The organism is Micromonospora auratinigra (assembly GCF_900089595.1).
In the GTDB taxonomy this organism is placed as follows: domain Bacteria; phylum Actinomycetota; class Actinomycetes; order Mycobacteriales; family Micromonosporaceae; genus Micromonospora; species Micromonospora auratinigra.
Genome location: NZ_LT594323.1, coordinates 5,660,744 through 5,677,135, shown reverse-complemented (window position 1 = coordinate 5,677,135; position 16,392 = coordinate 5,660,744). Strand labels below are relative to the sequence as shown.

The following is a 16,392-nucleotide window of genomic DNA, read 5'->3' as shown; positions in this document are numbered from 1 at the left end:
GGCCGGACAGCGGAACGGCCAGTGCGTGGTGGACGACGGACGGACCCTTTCGGGAGGTCCGATCCCGTATCGTCCACAACCGATGGAGACTCTGACCCCCCGCGGACGCACGATCCGGCTGGCCGCCACCGGGCTCGGGTTGGCGCTGCTCCTCGCCGGCACCCTGTGGGGCACCGACGACGACTTCCCGTTCGGCCCGTTCCGGATGTACTCCACCTCGGAGGCGCCGGACGCCCCCGCACCCGACACCCGGGTGGAGGGCGTCGACCGCACCGGCGCGGTGGTGCCGCTGGGCCAGCAGGCCACCGGCATCCGGCGCGCCGAGATCGAGGGCCAGCAGGGCCGCTACGCCGACGACCCCGGCCTCCTGCGGCAGGTCGCCGAGGCGTACGCGGAACGCCACCCGACCGCTCCCGCGCTGGTCGAGGTGCGCATCGTGGTCCGCTGGTACGACATCCAGGGCGGCCGCCCCACCGGCCGGTGGACCGACCGCACCGCGGTGAGCTGGCGGGCCGCCCCGTGACCGGCTGGCTGACCGAGGCGGTGCCGCGCGGCCGGGTGGCCGCCTTCCGCACCCTGGTCTACCTCTTCGTCGCCGCCGATCTGGTGATCTTCACGCCGTGGGTGCGGACAAGGGTCGACGTGCCCGGCGATCTCTACCGGCCGCTGCTGATCGGTCGGCTGCTGCCGCTGCCCACCCCCACCGCCACGCTGGTCGGCGTCGTGTTCTGGCTGCTGCTGGTGCTCGCCCTGCTCGCCGCGACCGGGCGCGCGCCCCGGCTGCTCGGCTGGACGGTCTTCGCCCTCTACCTGGAGTGGATGATCGTCGCGATGAGCTACGGCAAGGTCGACCACGACCGGTTCGGGCTGCTCGTCGCGCTGGCCGTGCTGCCCACCGCCGGGCGGGCCCGGCACGGCGACCCGACGCGTACGGAGGCCGGTGGGTGGGCGCTGCGGGTCACCCAGATCGCGGTGATCTGCACGTACTTCCTGGCGGCCTGGGCCAAGTTCCGCTTCGGCGGGCTCGACTGGGCCACCGGCTCGGTGCTGGCCCGGGCCATCATCCGGCGCGGCACCGACCTGGCCGACCTGATCGCCCAGGTGCCGCACCTGCTGATCGTGGCGCAGTTCGGCATCCTCGCCTTCGAACTGCTCAGCCCGCTGGTCTTCGTGCTGCCGGAGCGGTGGCGGCTGGCCATGGTGGGCTTCTTCTACTCGTTCCACCTGATGACGATCGCGACGATCACCATCTCGTTCGCGCCGCACCTGGTGGCGATGACCAGCTTCCTGCCGCTGGAGCGGGTACGCCCGGTGGTCTGGGCCCGCCGTCTCGTCGCCCGCCGTCGGGGCCCGGCCCGCTCGGGGGACGACGACGATCCGGCCCCCGTCGCCGGCCCCGAGCCGGCCGTCGGGCCCGCGACCGCCTGACCGGCCCCGGCGGGTCAGGAGTCGGTGGTCGGGCGGCCGGTGGGGCCGTAGAGGCGCTCGCGGGCCTCCTGCGGTAGCGAACAGGCGGCGGTGCCGCCGGGCAGCCGGTGCCGGTTCCGGGCCACCCACCGGTACGCCGGCCAGGCGGCCGCCCGGACCGGCGGGAAGCGCAGGCCGCCGCCGGCGACCCGCCAGAGCGGCCCGCTGTCGCCGAGCAGCCGGGCGATAGCGTCCGGACCGGCGGCGCGGGAGCCGTCGGCCCCCACCCACTGCACCGCCTCCTCGCACTCGGCCTCCGTCAGCCCGAGCGCCGCCAGGTCCGCGAACTGCCAGGGCACCACACGCGCGCCGGTGGGGATCCGGCGCTCGATGAACTGCGCGCACCGGGTGCAGAACGCGCAGTCGCCGTCGTACACGAAGGTCGAGCTCTCCATGGCTCCATCCTGCACCCGGCCGAACCGCTCCGGCGCGCGGTGTCCGGCGCGTCACTTGCGCATCGTTCGTACGCGTGTTCGAATGAGGGCCATGCGCTGGGACAACCTCTCCGCTCCCCCGGACGAGGGGACTCCCGACGGGGCAGCGCCAGCGACGCCACCCCTGCCGCTGGCGCTCCCCGGCGCCATCGCCCGCACCTTCGACACCCCCGACTTCGCCGGCATGACCTTCTACGAGGTACGCGCCAAGTCGATCATCAACCGGGTGCCCGGCGAGTCCCGTGTCCCGTTCGAGTGGACGATCAACCCGTACCGGGGCTGCTCGCACGCGTGTGTGTACTGCCTCTCCGGGGACACCCTGATCCTGATGGCCGACGGGCGGACGAAGCCGATCAGCGAGCTGGAGACCGGCGACCGGATCTACGGCACCCAGCGGCAGGGCGCCTACCGGCGGTACGTCGTCACCACCGTCCTCGACACGTGGTCGACGGTGAAGCGGGCCTACCGGGTCACCCTGGCGGACGGCACCACGCTGGTGGCCAGTGGCGACCACCGCTTCCTCACCGAGCGCGGCTGGAAGCACGTCACCGGCGCGATGGGCGGTGGCGGGAAGCGGCCCTACCTGACCACCAGGAACCGGTTGATCGGCACCGGCCGGTTCGCGGCCCCGCCGAAGGAGTCGACCGACTACCGGCAGGGCTACCTCTGCGGCATGGTGCGCGGCGACGCGCGCCTCGCCCCCGGCACGTTCCGGCTGACGTCAACGGACGAGGAGGCGCTGGATCGCGTCGTACGCTTCCTCATCGCCGCCGGGGTCACGCCGGCCCGCCCGACGGTCGCCGAGCTCCGAGCCTGCGGGCCGGCGGACGCGGAGGCGATCGGGGCGCTGGTCCGCTGGCCGGACGAGCCGACGGACGACTGGCGGCTGGGTTTCCTCGCCGGCATCTTCGACGCCGAGGGCAGTTGCAGCCGGGGGGTCTTCCGGATCAGCAACAGCGCGGACGACATCATCGAGCGGACCGAGGCCGCCCTGGGCCACTTCGGCTTCCGCTGGGTGCTGGAGGATCCCGGGCGCCCCAACCGGGTGCGGCAGATCCGGCTGACCGGCGGCCTGCCGGAGCGGCTGCGCTTCTTCCACCTGACCGACCCCGCGATCACCCGTAAGCGGTCGATCGAGGGCGTCGCGCTGAAGTTCCAGGGCCGACTCGGGGTGGTCGGCATCGAGGATCTCGGCCTGGAGCTGCCGCTGTGGGACATCACCACCGGCACCGGCGACTTCATCGCCAACGGCGTGGTCAGCCACAACTGCTTCGCCCGCAACACCCACACCTATCTCGACCTGGACGCCGGCGCGGACTTCGACCGCAAGGTGATCGTCAAGGTCAACGCGGGTGAGCTGGTCCGCCGCGAGCTGTCCGCCCCGCGCTGGCGGGGTGCGCCCGTCGCCATGGGCACCAACGTGGACTGCTACCAGCGGGCCGAGGGACGCTACCGGCTGATGCCGCCGATCCTGGCGGCACTGCGCGACTTCGCCAACCCGTTCTCGATCCTCACCAAGGGCACGCTGATCCTGCGGGACCTGCCCCTGCTGCGTCAGGCCGCCGAGGTGACCCGGGTGGGGCTGTCGTACTCGGTGGGCTTCGTCGACGAGACGTTGTGGCGGGCGGTAGAGCCGGGCACGCCGAGCCCGCGCCGCCGGTTGGACGCGGTACGCCGGCTCACCGACGCCGGCCTCCCGGTGGGCGTGCTGATGGCACCGGTGCTGCCCGGGCTCAGCGACGACGACGAGTCGATCGACGCCACGGTGGCCGCGATCGCCGCCGCCGGCGCCACCAGCGTCACCGCCCTGCCGCTGCACCTGCGCCCCGGCGCCCGCGAGTGGTACGCGCACTGGCTGGCCCGCGAGTTCCCGCACCTGGTCCCCCGCTACCGCCAGCTCTACGCCTCCGGCGCGTACGCCCCGCAGGCCTACCAGCGGGAGGTGACCGCACGGGTGCGGATGGCAGCCCGCCGGCACGGGCTGCACCGGGGCGAGGTCGGCGACAACCGCCGCGTCGCCGGCGCTCCCCCACCACCGGCGGCCGAACAGCTCTCCCTGTTGTAGCGCGTCGGCACTACGCTGCGGCCGTGCAGGAGATCGTCGATGCGGCGCTGCGCCGCCAGCGGGCCACCGTCCTGATCGCCCTGGGGGTGGGGCTCGGCACCGGTCTGCTCCTTTTCTGGGCGAAGGGCGTCGGAGGGTTCGTCGCGCTGCTGGCCCCCCTCCCCGCCCTGGCCTTCGTCGTCCTGACTCTGTGGCACCTGTTCCGCGCGCCGGGCACGGCCGAGCTGCGGGTCGACCCGGGCAGCCGGTCGTTCTTCTCAGCGCCGCGACGCCTGCCGACGCTGCTCGCGGTGCTGAGCGGATGGCTCGCCTTCCAGGCCGTCGACGGGGTCCGCCAGGCCGACGAGGACCGGGTGCTCGTGCTGCTGGCCGCCCTGGCCGCCCTGGTCTGTGTGATGTCGGTGCTGGTGTCCTGGTCGCGGGTGCCGTTCGTGGCCGTGACCCCGGAAGGGCTGTCCATCGGCGCCCCGCGCCCGCAGGCCGTGGTGCCGTGGGTGACGCTCGACCAGCAGGCCCCGGCGCGGCCGCCGAACGGCATCGACACCGTCCTGCGCCTCACCGTGACCCGGCCGGAGCTGACCCGGCGGGCCGGCTGGTGGGCCCGGAAACCCTTCTTCGTGCCGGTCCGCGAGTTGGAGGTCGCGCCCGCGCTGCTGGTCGACGCCATCCGGTACTACGTCGCCCACCCGGAACACCGGGCGGCGATCGGCACCCCGGAGGAGTACGCCCGGCTCCGGCAGGCGCTCACCGCCGGCCGCTGAGCGACGTGGACGGCCCGGCCCGGGGTCGCGCGACCCCGGGCCGGCGGATGTCCACCGGGTTAGGCTCGACGGATGCGTTCCGCCCAGCAACTCCTCGCCGACTCCGCCGTGATCGCCGTCGTGGGCGCGTCCCGTGACCCGGGCAAGGCCGCGCACCGGGTGCCGCTGGAGATGCAGCGCCACGGCTGGCGGATCATCCCGGTGAACCCCACCGTGGACGAACTCTTCGGCGAGAAGGCGTACGCCTCCCTGGCCGACATCCCGCACCCGGTCGACCTGGTGGACGTCTTCCGTCCGGCCCGGGACGCGGTGGAGGTGGTCCGGCAGGCGGTGGCGATCGGCGCGCCGGCGGTGTGGTTGCAGCTCGGCATCGTCTCCGCCGAGGCGCGCCGGATCGCCGAGGAGGCCGGCATCGACTACGTCGAGGACCGGTGCCTGATCGTCGAGCGGGCGGCGGGCCGGCTCTCCCGGCGCTGAGCGGCGCGGCTGAGGACACCGGCACCGGGTTTCCCCGTCGCGGTTTCCCCGTCGCTTCGCCAGCCGGGACGCTGGCGAGCGCTGCGTACCCTGCGGGGTGTGTCCCTTGCGTCGCGGCGGCTGCTCGCCCTGCTGCTCGGCGGTGCGGTCGCCGCGGTGGCGGCCCGGATCCTGGTGCCGATGAGCCGGGCGGACCTGACGGACCTCCGCGGCCTGGTCTGGCTGGCCACGGGCGTGCACCTGGCCCAGCAGCACTGGCGGCCCCGGCGGACCGGCCGGCTGGTCTGGCGTGCGCGGGTGGCCGGGCACACCGCGATCGAGCCGGGGCTGGTGGCCGGGCGCTCCCCCGCCGGCTGGCTGATGCTGGCTGCCGGCCCGGCGGCGGGGGCGCTGCTGGCACTCGGGGTGATCTCGACCCTGCCGGACCGCTGGGGCTGGGTCCCGGTCGGACGGCCGGTGCTGCTGGCCGCCGTGGCGCTCGGCCTCGGCTGGGCCGTCTACCGACAGGCCCGGTTCACCGGGCAGGTGGCGCTGACCGCCAGCGGGGTCCGCGACGGCGGGGACCGTTACCAGTGGGCCGAAATCAGGACGGCGCGGCCCGTGTCGCGGGACCGGGAGGACGGCGTCTCGCTGCACCTCGACCCGGCCCGGCTGCCCCGGCCGAGGGTCGGCGGCCGCGAGGTGGCGGTGTCGGACGAGCGGCTGGCCGCCGCCATCGAGCACTTCCGTACCCGCCCGGAGGCGCTCGCGGTGGGCCTGCCGGTCACCCCGCCGGAACCGGCCGTCGAGCCGGCCGGCGGGTGACCGGCGTCCGGGTCAGAGCTTGTACTCCTTGAGCAGGCCCCGGGAGATGATGGTCTTCTGGATCTCCGAGGTGCCCTCGCCGATGAGCAGGAACGGGGCCTCGCGCATCAGCCGCTCGATCTCGTACTCCTTGGAGTAGCCGTAGCCGCCGTGGATCCGGAACGCCTCCTGGACGACCTCGGCGCAGTACTCCGAGGCGAGCAGCTTGGCCATCCCGGCCTCGACGTCGTTGCGCTGACCGGCGTCCTTGAGCCGGGCCGCGTTGACCATCAGCGAGTGGGCGGCCTCGATCTTGGTGCCCATCTCGGCCAGCTTGAACGCGATCGCCTGGTGCCGGGCGAGCGGCTGGCCGAAGGTCTTGCGCTGCTGGGCGTACGCGACGGCCAGCTCGAAGGCGCGGATGGAGATGCCGCAGGCGCGGGCGGCCACGTTGACCCGGCCGACCTCGATGCCGTCCATCATCTGGTAGAAGCCGCGGCCGACCTTCTCCGCGCCGCCGAGCACGGCGGAGGCGGGGACGGTGACCCCGTCGAGGACCATCTCGGTGGTCTCGACGCCCTTGTAGCCCATCTTGTCGATCTTGCCGGGGATGGTCAGGCCGGGCGCGGTCTCGCCGAAGCCGGGCTCCTTCTCCAGCAGGAAGGTGCTCATGTTGCCGTAGACCGAGTCGGCGCCGGTGTCGGTCTTGACCAGGGTGGCGACCACCGAGGAGTAGGCCCCGTTGGTCAGCCACATCTTCTGGCCGTTGAGGACGTAGTTGTCGCCGTCGCGGACGGCCTTCGACTTGATCGCCGACACGTCGGAGCCGCACTCCGGCTCGGACATGGAGAAGGCGCCGCGCACCTCGCCGGTGGCCATCCGGGGCAGCAGCCGGGCCTTCTGCTCGGCCGAGCCGTGCTGCGAGACCAGGTACGCCACGATGAAGTGCGTGTTGACGATGCCGGAGATCGACATCCAGCCCCGGGACAGCTCCTCGACCACCAGGGCGTAGGTGAGCAGGGACTCGCCCAGGCCGCCGTACTCCTCGTCGATGGTGAGGCCGAAGAGGCCCATCTCGCGCATCCCGTCGAGGATGTCGGTGGGGTACTCGTCGGCGTGCTCCAGCCGCTGGGCGTGCGGAATGATCTCCTTGTCGGCGAACTCCCGGACGGTTTCCAGGATCGACCGCTGCACATCGGTCAGGCCGGGCGTCTGGGCGAGTCGGGCCATCTCAGCCTCCGGGGGATCGGCGCATTACTCGTGGGTAACTGAACGCTCGGTCAGTATCGGCCCCGCGACCGGCGAGGCCAAGGTGACCAGTCCACACAACCGCTGTGAAAAGGTTCACCGCTGCGGGTAGCGTCCGCAAGAGAGAAGGCCGATGACCTGCGACGGAGGGGGCGATCAGGGGTGACCCGACCACCCGGCGAACCGGACCAGCCGCCGTCGCCGTACGAGCCGCCCGGCTACGGCCAGCCGTACGGGCACGAGCAGCAGCCGCAGTGGGGGCAGCAACCCCCGTACGCCCCGCAGCCGCCCTACGGCCAGTACGGTCCGCCCGGCCCGGGACCCCGACCCGGCGGCGGGCCGAACGTGCTCGCCATCCTCTCGCTGGTCTTCGCGTTCGTCTTCGCCCCCGCCGGGATCGTCCTCGGCCACCTGGCCAAGCGGCAGATCCGGCAGACCGGCGAGGAGGGCGACAAGCTCGCCACCTGGGGCCTGATCCTCAGCTACGTCTTCACCGCGCTCGGGTTGCTCGCCTGCTGCGGCTGGATCGGCCTGGCCTGGTGGGCCAACGCGGACAACGGCGGCTACCGCTGACCCGACTCCGGCTCGCGGAGGATCAACGCCAGGCCCGCCCGGTACACGTCGACCCGGTCGTACCCGGTCGCGACGAGGCGGGCGACGGTCGGGTGCCGCTCGGCGAAGGTCGCCAGGGTCGCCGGGTCCAGCTCCTGCGGTACGGGTGAGGACTGCTCCTCGATGAGGTGGCCGAACGTGAAGTGCAGCGCGGTGTAGACGATCGTGCCGGCGGTGGTCAGGTCGAGCCCGACGTCCGCGAGAGCGCGCAGCGCGTACTCGGAGACCCGACCCAGCGTCGGCGTGGCGAGCGGGCGGGCCCCGGTGACGATCCGCGCGCCGTCGGGGTAGGCGAGCAACGCCTCCCGCAGCCGCAACAGCAGGTCGGTGAGCCAGTCCCGCCACGGCCCGCGCCCGTCGTACGGGGCCAGCTCGCCGAGGCGGGCGCGGAGGATCTCCTCGGCCATCGCCTCCAGCAGCTCTCGTTTGCCCGGGAACCGCCAGTAGATGGCCGGCGCCTTGACCCCGAGCCGGTCGCCCAGCCGGCGGACGGTCACGCCGTCCAGGCCGTCGGTCCGGAGCAGGTCGAGCGCCGCGCGCACGATCGTCGACTCGTCGAGTGCCACGGCCGTTGACTCTATAACGCCGCTACAGCTAACCTCGGAGACGCTTCTATGACAGCGTTATAGACGGGGTGAGCCGATGCACGAGCTGCTGGTCGAGGCGATGGGGGCGTACTTCCGGGCGGGGAGCGCGCTGGACGTCGACGCACTAGACGCCTGCTACGACGACGGGTTCGAGAACGTCCGGGTCGACCGGGCCGGCCGGACGGTGGTGCTCGGCAAGGCACAGTTCATGGCCCGCTTCCGGGAGCTGCGGTCGCGGGGCGGGGCCCTCGCCTCACCCGAGGACGGCCCGACCAGCATGCCGGTCAGCACCGTCCACGGCGACCAGGCGTCGATCGTCGTGCACCGGGTGAAGGACGGCGCACCGGTGCTATACACCTTCGTCTGGCGGATCGCCGACGGGCGACCGACCCGACTGCTGCGGGAGTTCACCGTCGAGGACGACCTCACCCCGCTGCTGCGGGCGATCCGGGCCGCCGCACCCGCCGCCCGCTGAATCAGCGGTAGAGGCCCTCGCGGACGCTGTTGCCGCCGTCCACCACCAGCATCTGCCCGGTGATGTACGAGGCGGCCGGCGAGCAGAGGAAGGCGATCGCCGCGGCCACCTCGTCCGGCGTGCCGGGGCGGCCGACCGGCGTGCCGAGCCCCTGCTTCAGCTCCGCGACCGTCGACGCGGCGGTGTGGATGGTGCCGGGCGCGACCGCGTTCACCGTCACCCCGTCGGCGATCATCTCCATCGCCAGCGCCCGGGTCAGCCCCACCACCCCCGCCTTCGCCGCCGCGTACGCGGCCTCGGTGGGCAGCGCGTTCACCGGGCCGGCGGTGGCGGCCAGGTTGACGATCCGGCCCCAGCCGCGCTCGGCCATCCCGCCGATGAAGGCGCGACTGCACAGGAACGCGGTGGTGAGGTTGCGGTCGATCTCGCCGCGCCACTCCTCGTAGCTGAGCTGGGCCACCGGCCGCAGCACCTCCGGGCTGGCCCGGCTCGCCAGGCCCGCGTTGTTGACCAGCACCTCGACGTCGCCGAGCTGTTCGGCCACCGCGTCGGCCAGCGCGCCCACCTCGGACTCGTCGGTGAGATCGGCGACGAAGCCGGTCACGCCCAGCTCCTCGGCGCGCTCGTGGATCCGCCGGGTGGTGGACACGATCGCGACCCGGGCCCCCAGGTCGGCCAGCCGGTGCGCGGTCGCGTACCCGATGCCGTCCGCGCTGCCCGCGCCGGTGACCAGCGCGACCCGGCCGTCCAGCCGCATGGTGACCGGCTCGGCCAGCGGCGCGGGCTGGTCCTGGTCGGCGGACCCGGCCGCGGGGCCGCTCCGGGTACGTCTGACCAGCCCGGGACGGCTCACGTCCCGGCGCGACCGACCGCCGCGCGCGTCAAGTGCCATGCCGCGATCCTGCCCGCTGCGGACGTTTCGGGCAACGAGGCACCCGGAAAGCCGGTCCTCGGGTTTGCCTGCCCCTGGCTACCCTGACGGCACCCGAAAACGCTACGGAGATGACCTGATGAGCTATCCCCCGCCGCCCGGCGGCTGGCACGACCCCTCGGGGAACGGCCCGCAGTCCGGCCCGCCGGCCGATCCGACGCTGCCGATCGGTGGCAACCCGATCCCCACCCAGCCCACCCCGGCCGACCCGTACGCGCCCGCCGACCCGTACGCGGGCATGAAGTCCGCCGACCCGTACGCGGCCCCGGCCTACCCGGCGGGCGACCCGTACGCGGCGGGCGGCTACCCGCCGGCGGCCCATCCGGCGTACGCCCAGCCGGCCGGCCGGACCAACGGCCTGGCCATCGCGGCGCTGGTGCTCTCCCTGCTCGGCGTCACCTCGTGCATCACCGCCCCGATCGGGGCGATCCTCGGGCACGTGGCCCTCAGGCAGATCCGGGAGCGGGGCGAGAGCGGGGAGGGCATGGCCAAGGCCGGCATCATCGTCGGCTGGGTGCTCACCGGCCTGATGGTGCTGGGCTTCGGCCTGTTCCTCGTCGCCCTGGCCAACGACAACACCGGCAGCAGCTACTGACGCGGACGGGCCGCCCCGGTGACCGGGGCGGCCCGTCGCGCCGGGCTCACTGCGCCGGTGGGGTGAACGTGCTGGTGCGGCTCATCCCCGCCGCGCGCCCCTTGGCCGCGATCACCAGCGCCATCTTGCGGGACGCCTCGTCGATCATCTCGTCGCCGAGCATCACCGCGCCGAGCTTCCCGCCCGCCTCCGAGGTGTAGAAGTCGTACGCGTCGAGGATCAGCTCGGCGTGGTCGTAGTCGGCCTGGGCCGGCGAGTAGACCTCGTTGGCCGCGTCGATCTGGCCGGGGTGCAGCACCCACTTGCCGTCGAAGCCGAGCGCCGCCGAGCGCTTGGCCACCTCACGGAACGCGTCGACGTCGCGGATCTGCAGGAACGGGCCGTCGATGGCCTGCTTGTCGTGCATCCGGGCGGCCATCAGGATGCGCATCAGGATGTAGTGGTAGGGGTCGCCCGGGTAGTCCGGGATCAGCGCGCCGACCACCAGCGACTTCATGTTGATCGACGCCATGAAGTCCGCCGGCCCGAAGATGATGGTCTCCACCCGCGGCGAGGCGGCCGCGATGGCGTCCACGTTGACCAGGCCGGCCGCGTTCTCGATCTGCGCCTCGATGCCGATCCGGCCCACCTCCAGGCCGAGGGTCTTCTCGATCTGGGTGAGCAGCAGGTCGAGCCAGTGCACCTGCTCGGCGTTCTGCACCTTGGGCAGCATGATGCAGTCCAGGTTCGCCCCGGCGCCCTCGACCACCTCGATCACGTCCCGGTAGGTCCACGGCGTGGTCAGGTCGTTCACCCGGACCACCCGGGTCTTGCCGGACCAGTCGCCCTCGTTCAGCGCGGCCACGATGTTCTTGCGGGCGTCCGGCTTGGCCAGCGGCGCGACCGCGTCCTCCAGGTCGAGGAAGACCTGGTCGGCGGGGAGCCCCTGGGCCTTGCCGAGCATCTTGACGCTGGAGCCGGGTACCGCGAGGCAGGACCGGCGGGGGCGACCGACAGCGGCCATGGATGCGCTCCTTCCAGCGTCCGGCGGGACCGCCGACGCCTGGCTGGTGGATGAGAGAACTTAACGATCCCAAAGGGTCGTGGTGACGTCACGGTAACCTCGTGCCGTGACCGGGGTGAATGGACCTGTGGAAGATCTCACTGGGCGTCGGACCGTGGTGGTGACCGGCGCGAGTTCGGGCATCGGCCTGGCCGCCGCCGTCGCGCTGGCGACCCGAGGTGACCAACTCGTGCTGGTCGGGCGCGACCCGGCCCGACTCCAGGCGGCCGGGGACCGGGTCCGGGACGCGGCCGGCGTACGGCCGGAGCTGTTCCGGGCCGACTTCGCGGTGCTCGACGACGTCCGCCGGCTGGCCGAGCAGCTGCGCGCCGCGTACGACCGGATCGACGTGCTGGCCAACAACGCCGGGGCGATCGTGCTCCAGCCGGTCACCACGATCGACGGCTACGAGCTGAGCATGCAGGCCAACCACCTCGCCCCGTTCCTGCTCAGCAACCTGCTGCGGGACCGGATCGGCCGGCTGGTGGTGACCGCCTCCGACGCGCACCGCAGCGGGGCGCTCGACCCGGACGACCTGAACTCGGCGCTGCGCCGGTACCGGCCGTTCCGCGCGTACGGCACCAGCAAGCAGGCGAACATCCTGTTCACGGCCGAGGCGGCCCGACGCTGGCCGGAGGTGCCGGCGTACTCGTTCCATCCGGGCGTGGTGCGGACCCGGTTCGGCAACGAGAGCCGGCTGGTCGCCCTGGGCATGCGGCTGCTGCCGTTCCGCAGCCCGGAGAAGGGCGCGGAGACGCTGGTGTGGCTGGCCGACCAGGACCCGTCCCGGCTGGTCACCGGCGGCTACTACGCCGACCGGAAGCTGCACCGGCCACGGGCCCGGGCCAGCGACCCGCGGCTGGCCGCCCGGCTCTGGGCGACCAGCGCCGAGGCCGTCGGCCTCGACGGCTGACCGCGCCGGGCCGCGGGCCGGCCGGGCCGCTGGAATACTGCCCGGCATGATCGAGTACCCGGATGGCACCCTGCACGTCGGCGGCGCGGACGACGAACTGGCGGCCCGGATCGACCGGGAGCTGACCGCGTTCAACAACGCGGCGACCGGCGCGGACGACGAGGCCGACCTGTCGGTCCGGGTGCTCGACGCGGGCGGCGACCTGCTGGCCGGGCTGACCGGCTGGACCTGGGGCGGCCGGGCCGGGATCAACACCGTCTGGGTCCGCGCCGACCAGCGCCGCGCCGGGTGGGGCGGCCGGCTGCTGCGGGCCGCCGAGGAGGAGGCCCGCCGACGCGGCTGCACCGAGATCTCGGTGGCCTCGTTCTCGTTCCAGGCGCCGGACTTCTACCGGCGGCACGGCTACACCGACACCGGGATCCGCGACGGCATCCCCGGCGGTCACGTCGACCACCACTTCTGGAAGTCGCTGGTGCACGACCCGGCCGGGGTGCTCCGGCTGGTCGCCCTGGTCGACCTGGGATCCGACGCGGAGGCCGGCCGGCGCTACGAGGACACGGTGCTCGCGCTGCTCGACCGGCACGCCGGGCGGCTGGAGCGGCGGCTGCGCACCGGCGACGGGCGCACCGAGGTGCACGTGATCCGGTTCGCCGCGCGGGCCGGCCTGGACGCGTACCTGGCCGACCCGGAGCGGGCCGCGCTCCGCGCCGAGCTGGGCGACGCCGCCCCGACCACCCAGGTGCTGGAGGTCCACGACGTCTGAGCGGGTCACTCGGCGACGTGCACCGGGACGCTGGTGACCACCACCCCGGGCAACGCCCCCAGGGCGGAGCGGAGGCGCTGCTCGATCCGGCTGTGCAGCAGCCGGTGCCGACGGCGGCGCAGCACCACCTCGGGCACGATCACGGTCAGCGTCAGCTCCGGCCGGGTGGCGTGCAACGCCTCCAGGTAGTGGGCCAGCGGCCCCACCACCGACCGGTACGGCGACACCACCGTCTCCAGCCGCAGGTGGTCGCCCCAGGCGGACCACTGGGCCCGGAACCGTTGCGCCTCGGCCTCCTCCGGGGCGATGTGCACCGCCAGCGTCGGCCGGCCCAGCGACGCCGCGTACGCCAGGGCCCGCAGCGACGCGCGGTTCAGCCGGGCCACCGGGACGATCACCAGGTGGCGTACCTGCTGGGGCAGTTCCTCGGCCTCGGCCTCGGCGGAGCCGGCGGGCGGCGCGGGGCCGGCCGGGCCGGCGGGCGGCGGGTGCAGCGCCAGGGCGCGGTGCAGCGTGGCGTAGTGCCGGTGGATCCGACGGAAGAGCAGCACCAGCAGCGGCACCGCGACCACCACCACCCAGGCGCCCTCGGCGAACTTGGCCACCGCGGCGGTCAGCAGCACCAGCCCGGAGAGCACCGCGCCGAGGGCGTTGAGCAGCAGGCGGCCCCGCCAGCCCCGGCCCCGGTGCCGCCGCCAGTGCACCACCATGCCGCTCTGCGACAGGGTGAAGGCGAGGAACACCCCGACCGCGTAGAGCGGGATCAGCGCCTCGGTGTGCCCGCCGAACACCACGAAGACCAGCGCCGCCGTCCCGGCGAGGGCGACCAGCCCGTTGCTGAACGCCAGCCGGTCGCCCATGTGCAGGAACCGGCGGGGCGCGTGGCCGTCCCGGGCCATGAAGTAGAGCAGCCGGGGGAAGTCGTTGAACGCGGTGTTCGCCGCCAGCAGCAGGATCAGCGCCGTGCTCGCCTGGAGCAGCGCGTACCAGGGGCCGGTGGGGAAGGTGACCCGGCCGAGCTGGGACAGCAGCGTCTCGCCCGGCCGGGGCACCAGGCCGTCGAGGTGGATCAGGCCGACCAGGCCGGCGAAGAGGACCACCAGCAGCGCCACCATCCAGCCCAGCGTGGTGCGGGCGTTGCGCCACTCCGGCGGGCGGAACGCGGGCGTCGCGTTCGACACCGCCTCGATGCCGGTCATCGACACCGCGCCGGAGGAGAACGCGCGCAGCACCAGCAGCAGGCCCAGCCCTTCGGCGGCCGGGACGGCCGGCGGCGGCACCGGCGCGAAGCCCCGGCCCGCCGCACGCGCGTAGCCGACCACCAGCACCGCCAGGACCACCACCACGAAGGCGTACGTGGGCAGCACGAAGATGTTGCCGGCGGTGCGTACCCCGCGCAGGTTGCCGGCGAGCAGCACGGCGATCACCAGCACGCCGAGCCCGACGGTGGCCGGGGTCAGCGCCGGCAGCGCCGAGGTGACCGCGTGCACCCCGGCGGCCACCGACACCGACACGGTCAGCACGTAGTCGAGCATCAGCCCGGCCGCGGCGGCCAGCCCGGCGGTCCGGCCCAGGTTGTCGCCGGCCACGATGTACGACCCGGCCCCGTGCGGGTACGCCGGGATGGTCTGCCGGTAGGACAGCCCGACGGCGATCATCAGCACCACCAGCAGGGCGGCCAGCGGCAGCGCCAGCCCGAGCGCGGCCCCGCCGGCCAGCACCAGCACGGTCAGCATCGCCTCCGGCCCGTACGCCACCGAGCTGAGCAGGTCGGAGGAGAGGATCGGCAGGGCGACCAGCTTGCGCATCCGCTCGTACAGCACGGCGGCGCTGGCCAGCGGGGGCCCGAACAGCGCCCGCCGGAGCCGGCCGGCGGCCCGGCCGACCCGGTTGCCGGGCAGGTGCGCCGGGGCGGTGGCGACCAGCTCGCCGGGCTGCTCGACGGTGAACATCTCGATCGGCGCGAGCCGACCGAACCGGCTCGGTGCCGGCCCGCCCCGGTGCCGCCCCAGCGTCGGGTCCACCGGCAGTTCCGCCGGCTGCGGCCCCGCCCAGCGTTCCCCGATCCGCCCGAGCGCGGCCCGTTCCTCGGCCGCCAGCGGCGGGAACTCGGCCGAGGGCGTGACAGCGGTCCCCGGCTGTCCCGCGTCGTCGCGCTCCTCGTCCGCCCCCACCCTCCGCACTTTCACGGAAAGTGGCCCTTCCGGCGGCGGAATGCCGACACTTTCCGGGAAAGAGTGGCGACCCGCCGGGGGTCAGTCGGTGAGCGGGGTGGGGTCGGCGGGGACCGGGACCGGCTCGGTACGGCGACCGGCGCGGGCCCCGCCGAGGACGACGACCGCCACCCCGGCCAGCAGCAGGGCCAACCCGGGCAGGGCCAGCGGACGGGGCAGCTGCCCGAGCCACACCCAGCCGATCAGGGCCGCGCCGGGCGCCTCCAGCAGGATCAGCACGCTGACCGTGGTGGCGGAGACGCGGTGCAACGCGTAGTTGAACATCGAGTGGCCGAGCAGTTGGGCCCCGGCCACCAGCCCGATGATCGCCAGCCAGGTGCCGGACGGGTAGCCGTGCAGGCGTACTCCGCCGACGAGGCAGACCACCAGCAGGATCGCCGCGCAGACGCCGTAGCAGATGGTGGTGTAGGTGGTGGTGCTGATGCTGGCCCGGGCCCGCTCACCGAAGGCGGTGTAGACGGCGGCGAACATGCCGCCGACCACGGCGAGCAGGTCACCGGCGAAGGCCCGGCCGGAGACGGTGAGGTCCGCGCCGGTGGCCAGCGCGGCACCGAGGACCGCCAGCCCGATGCCCGCCCAGACGACCACCGGCAGCCGCCGGCCCTGCCAGCGGGCGATCAGCCCCTGCCAGACCGGCTGGGTGGCGCCCAGCGCGGTGGCCGCGGCGACCGTGGTGAGCTGCGCGCTCGGCATCCAGGTGGCGAAGTGGGCGGCCAGCGCCACCCCGGACAGGACGCAGTAGAGGCCCTCCCGCCGACCCGCCCCGACGGTCAGCGCGCGGAACTCCGCCCGGCGGCGGGCCAGCGAGAACGGGCCCAGCACGGCCAGCGAGAGCAGGTTGCGCCAGGCGGCGATGGCCAGGGCCGGCGCGGCGGCGAACGCCACCAGCGGGGCCGACGAGGAGACGGCGGCGACCGCGAGTGCGAGCGCGCCGACGGTCAGCGGGTCGAGCGGTGGGCGGTGCGGAGCGGAGGACACGGAGAGCAATCCTCACACGGCACCGGA

18 protein-coding genes are annotated in these 16,392 nt (G+C 73.9%); 11 read left to right on the top strand and 7 right to left on the bottom strand.

What is annotated here, in order from left to right; genetic code table 11:
- Positions 1–82 precede the first annotated feature (82 nt).
- Together GA0070611_RS25865 and GA0070611_RS25860 are read left to right on the top strand one after the other, a co-directional pair.
- Positions 83–523 carry a hypothetical protein gene (locus tag GA0070611_RS25865; protein WP_091669689.1) on the top strand — a complete coding sequence of 147 codons (441 nt, stop codon included), beginning with the start codon at positions 83–85 and terminating at the stop codon, positions 521–523.
- A complete protein-coding gene (locus GA0070611_RS25860; protein ID WP_231921223.1) occupies positions 520–1,428 on the top strand; it encodes an HTTM domain-containing protein in 909 nt (302 codons plus the stop codon). Before GA0070611_RS25865 ends, GA0070611_RS25860 begins: the two co-directional genes overlap by 4 nt.
- Before the next feature lie 14 nt (positions 1,429–1,442).
- Here GA0070611_RS25860 and GA0070611_RS25855 read toward each other — a convergent pair whose 3' ends face one another.
- On the bottom strand, positions 1,443–1,862 hold the full coding sequence (locus GA0070611_RS25855) for a thiol-disulfide oxidoreductase DCC family protein (RefSeq protein WP_091669684.1): 420 nt from the start codon (positions 1,860–1,862) through the stop codon (positions 1,443–1,445).
- Between GA0070611_RS25855 and GA0070611_RS25850 the strand changes: the two genes are divergently transcribed.
- The 4 genes from GA0070611_RS25850 (at position 1,798) to GA0070611_RS25835 (ending at position 6,008) form a co-directional block, all read left to right on the top strand.
- Positions 1,798–3,966 (top strand): intein-containing Rv2578c family radical SAM protein, encoded by a 2,169-nt coding sequence (locus GA0070611_RS25850; protein ID WP_331715313.1) that lies wholly within the window; start codon positions 1,798–1,800, stop codon positions 3,964–3,966. The two genes, GA0070611_RS25855 and GA0070611_RS25850, sit on opposite strands and share 65 nt — an antisense overlap.
- A gap of 23 nt (positions 3,967–3,989) precedes the next feature.
- The gene (locus GA0070611_RS25845) at positions 3,990–4,727 is read left to right on the top strand and encodes a hypothetical protein (protein WP_091669675.1); all 738 of its coding nucleotides are present in this window, start codon (positions 3,990–3,992) and stop codon (positions 4,725–4,727) included.
- Positions 4,728–4,799: 72 nt separating this feature from the next.
- Positions 4,800–5,204: a CoA-binding protein gene (locus tag GA0070611_RS25840; RefSeq protein WP_091669670.1), complete on the top strand. Its 405-nt coding sequence runs from the start codon at positions 4,800–4,802 to the stop codon at positions 5,202–5,204.
- Positions 5,205–5,303: 99 nt separating this feature from the next.
- Entirely contained in the window at positions 5,304–6,008 is a 705-nt protein-coding gene (locus GA0070611_RS25835; RefSeq protein WP_091669666.1) for a hypothetical protein, read from the top strand.
- Positions 6,009–6,020: 12 nt separating this feature from the next.
- Here the strand turns inward: GA0070611_RS25835 and GA0070611_RS25830 are convergent, their stop codons facing one another.
- Positions 6,021–7,217, bottom strand: coding sequence for an acyl-CoA dehydrogenase family protein (locus GA0070611_RS25830; protein WP_091669661.1), 1,197 nt, complete (start codon positions 7,215–7,217; stop codon positions 6,021–6,023).
- Positions 7,218–7,397: 180 nt separating this feature from the next.
- On the opposite strand from GA0070611_RS25830, the gene GA0070611_RS25825 reads away from it, so the two are divergent.
- The gene (locus GA0070611_RS25825) at positions 7,398–7,808 is read left to right on the top strand and encodes a DUF4190 domain-containing protein (protein ID WP_091669654.1); all 411 of its coding nucleotides are present in this window, start codon (positions 7,398–7,400) and stop codon (positions 7,806–7,808) included.
- Here GA0070611_RS25825 and GA0070611_RS25820 read toward each other — a convergent pair.
- Complete coding sequence (locus tag GA0070611_RS25820; RefSeq protein WP_091669651.1) at positions 7,799–8,413, bottom strand: TetR family transcriptional regulator; 615 nt, start codon at positions 8,411–8,413, stop codon at positions 7,799–7,801. The two genes, GA0070611_RS25825 and GA0070611_RS25820, sit on opposite strands and share 10 nt — an antisense overlap.
- A 76-nt stretch (positions 8,414–8,489) precedes the next feature.
- Between GA0070611_RS25820 and GA0070611_RS25815 the strand changes: the two genes are divergently transcribed.
- Positions 8,490–8,909, top strand: coding sequence for a nuclear transport factor 2-like protein (locus GA0070611_RS25815; RefSeq protein WP_091669647.1), 420 nt, complete (start codon positions 8,490–8,492; stop codon positions 8,907–8,909).
- A 1-nt stretch (position 8,910) separates the two neighbouring features.
- Here GA0070611_RS25815 and GA0070611_RS25810 read toward each other — a convergent pair whose 3' ends face one another.
- On the bottom strand, positions 8,911–9,801 hold the full coding sequence (locus GA0070611_RS25810) for an SDR family NAD(P)-dependent oxidoreductase (RefSeq protein ID WP_091669643.1): 891 nt from the start codon (positions 9,799–9,801) through the stop codon (positions 8,911–8,913).
- 118 nt (positions 9,802–9,919) lie between these two features.
- On the opposite strand from GA0070611_RS25810, the gene GA0070611_RS25805 reads away from it, so the two are divergent.
- The gene (locus GA0070611_RS25805; protein ID WP_091669639.1) at positions 9,920–10,435 is read left to right on the top strand and encodes a DUF4190 domain-containing protein; all 516 of its coding nucleotides are present in this window, start codon (positions 9,920–9,922) and stop codon (positions 10,433–10,435) included.
- A gap of 46 nt (positions 10,436–10,481) precedes the next feature.
- On the opposite strand, the gene GA0070611_RS25800 is transcribed toward GA0070611_RS25805, so the two are convergent.
- Positions 10,482–11,438 (bottom strand): HpcH/HpaI aldolase/citrate lyase family protein, encoded by a 957-nt coding sequence (locus GA0070611_RS25800; protein WP_091669635.1) that lies wholly within the window; start codon positions 11,436–11,438, stop codon positions 10,482–10,484.
- Between the two features lie 127 nt (positions 11,439–11,565).
- Here GA0070611_RS25800 and GA0070611_RS25795 point away from each other — a divergent pair, with 127 nt between their 5' ends.
- Positions 11,566–12,390, top strand: a complete 825-nt coding sequence (locus GA0070611_RS25795) for an SDR family NAD(P)-dependent oxidoreductase (protein ID WP_167604471.1) — start codon at positions 11,566–11,568, stop codon at positions 12,388–12,390.
- A 46-nt stretch (positions 12,391–12,436) separates the two neighbouring features.
- On the top strand, positions 12,437–13,153 hold the full coding sequence (locus tag GA0070611_RS25790; protein WP_091669626.1) for a GNAT family N-acetyltransferase: 717 nt from the start codon (positions 12,437–12,439) through the stop codon (positions 13,151–13,153).
- A 5-nt stretch (positions 13,154–13,158) separates the two neighbouring features.
- Here the strand turns inward: GA0070611_RS25790 and GA0070611_RS25785 are convergent, their stop codons facing one another.
- Both GA0070611_RS25785 and GA0070611_RS25780 read right to left on the bottom strand, forming a co-directional pair.
- Positions 13,159–15,327 carry an APC family permease gene (locus GA0070611_RS25785; protein WP_231921222.1) on the bottom strand — a complete coding sequence of 723 codons (2,169 nt, stop codon included), beginning with the start codon at positions 15,325–15,327 and terminating at the stop codon, positions 13,159–13,161.
- A gap of 81 nt (positions 15,328–15,408) precedes the next feature.
- Positions 15,409–16,374: a DMT family transporter gene (locus GA0070611_RS25780; RefSeq protein WP_407940391.1), complete on the bottom strand. Its 966-nt coding sequence runs from the start codon at positions 16,372–16,374 to the stop codon at positions 15,409–15,411.
- Positions 16,375–16,392 lie beyond the last annotated feature (18 nt).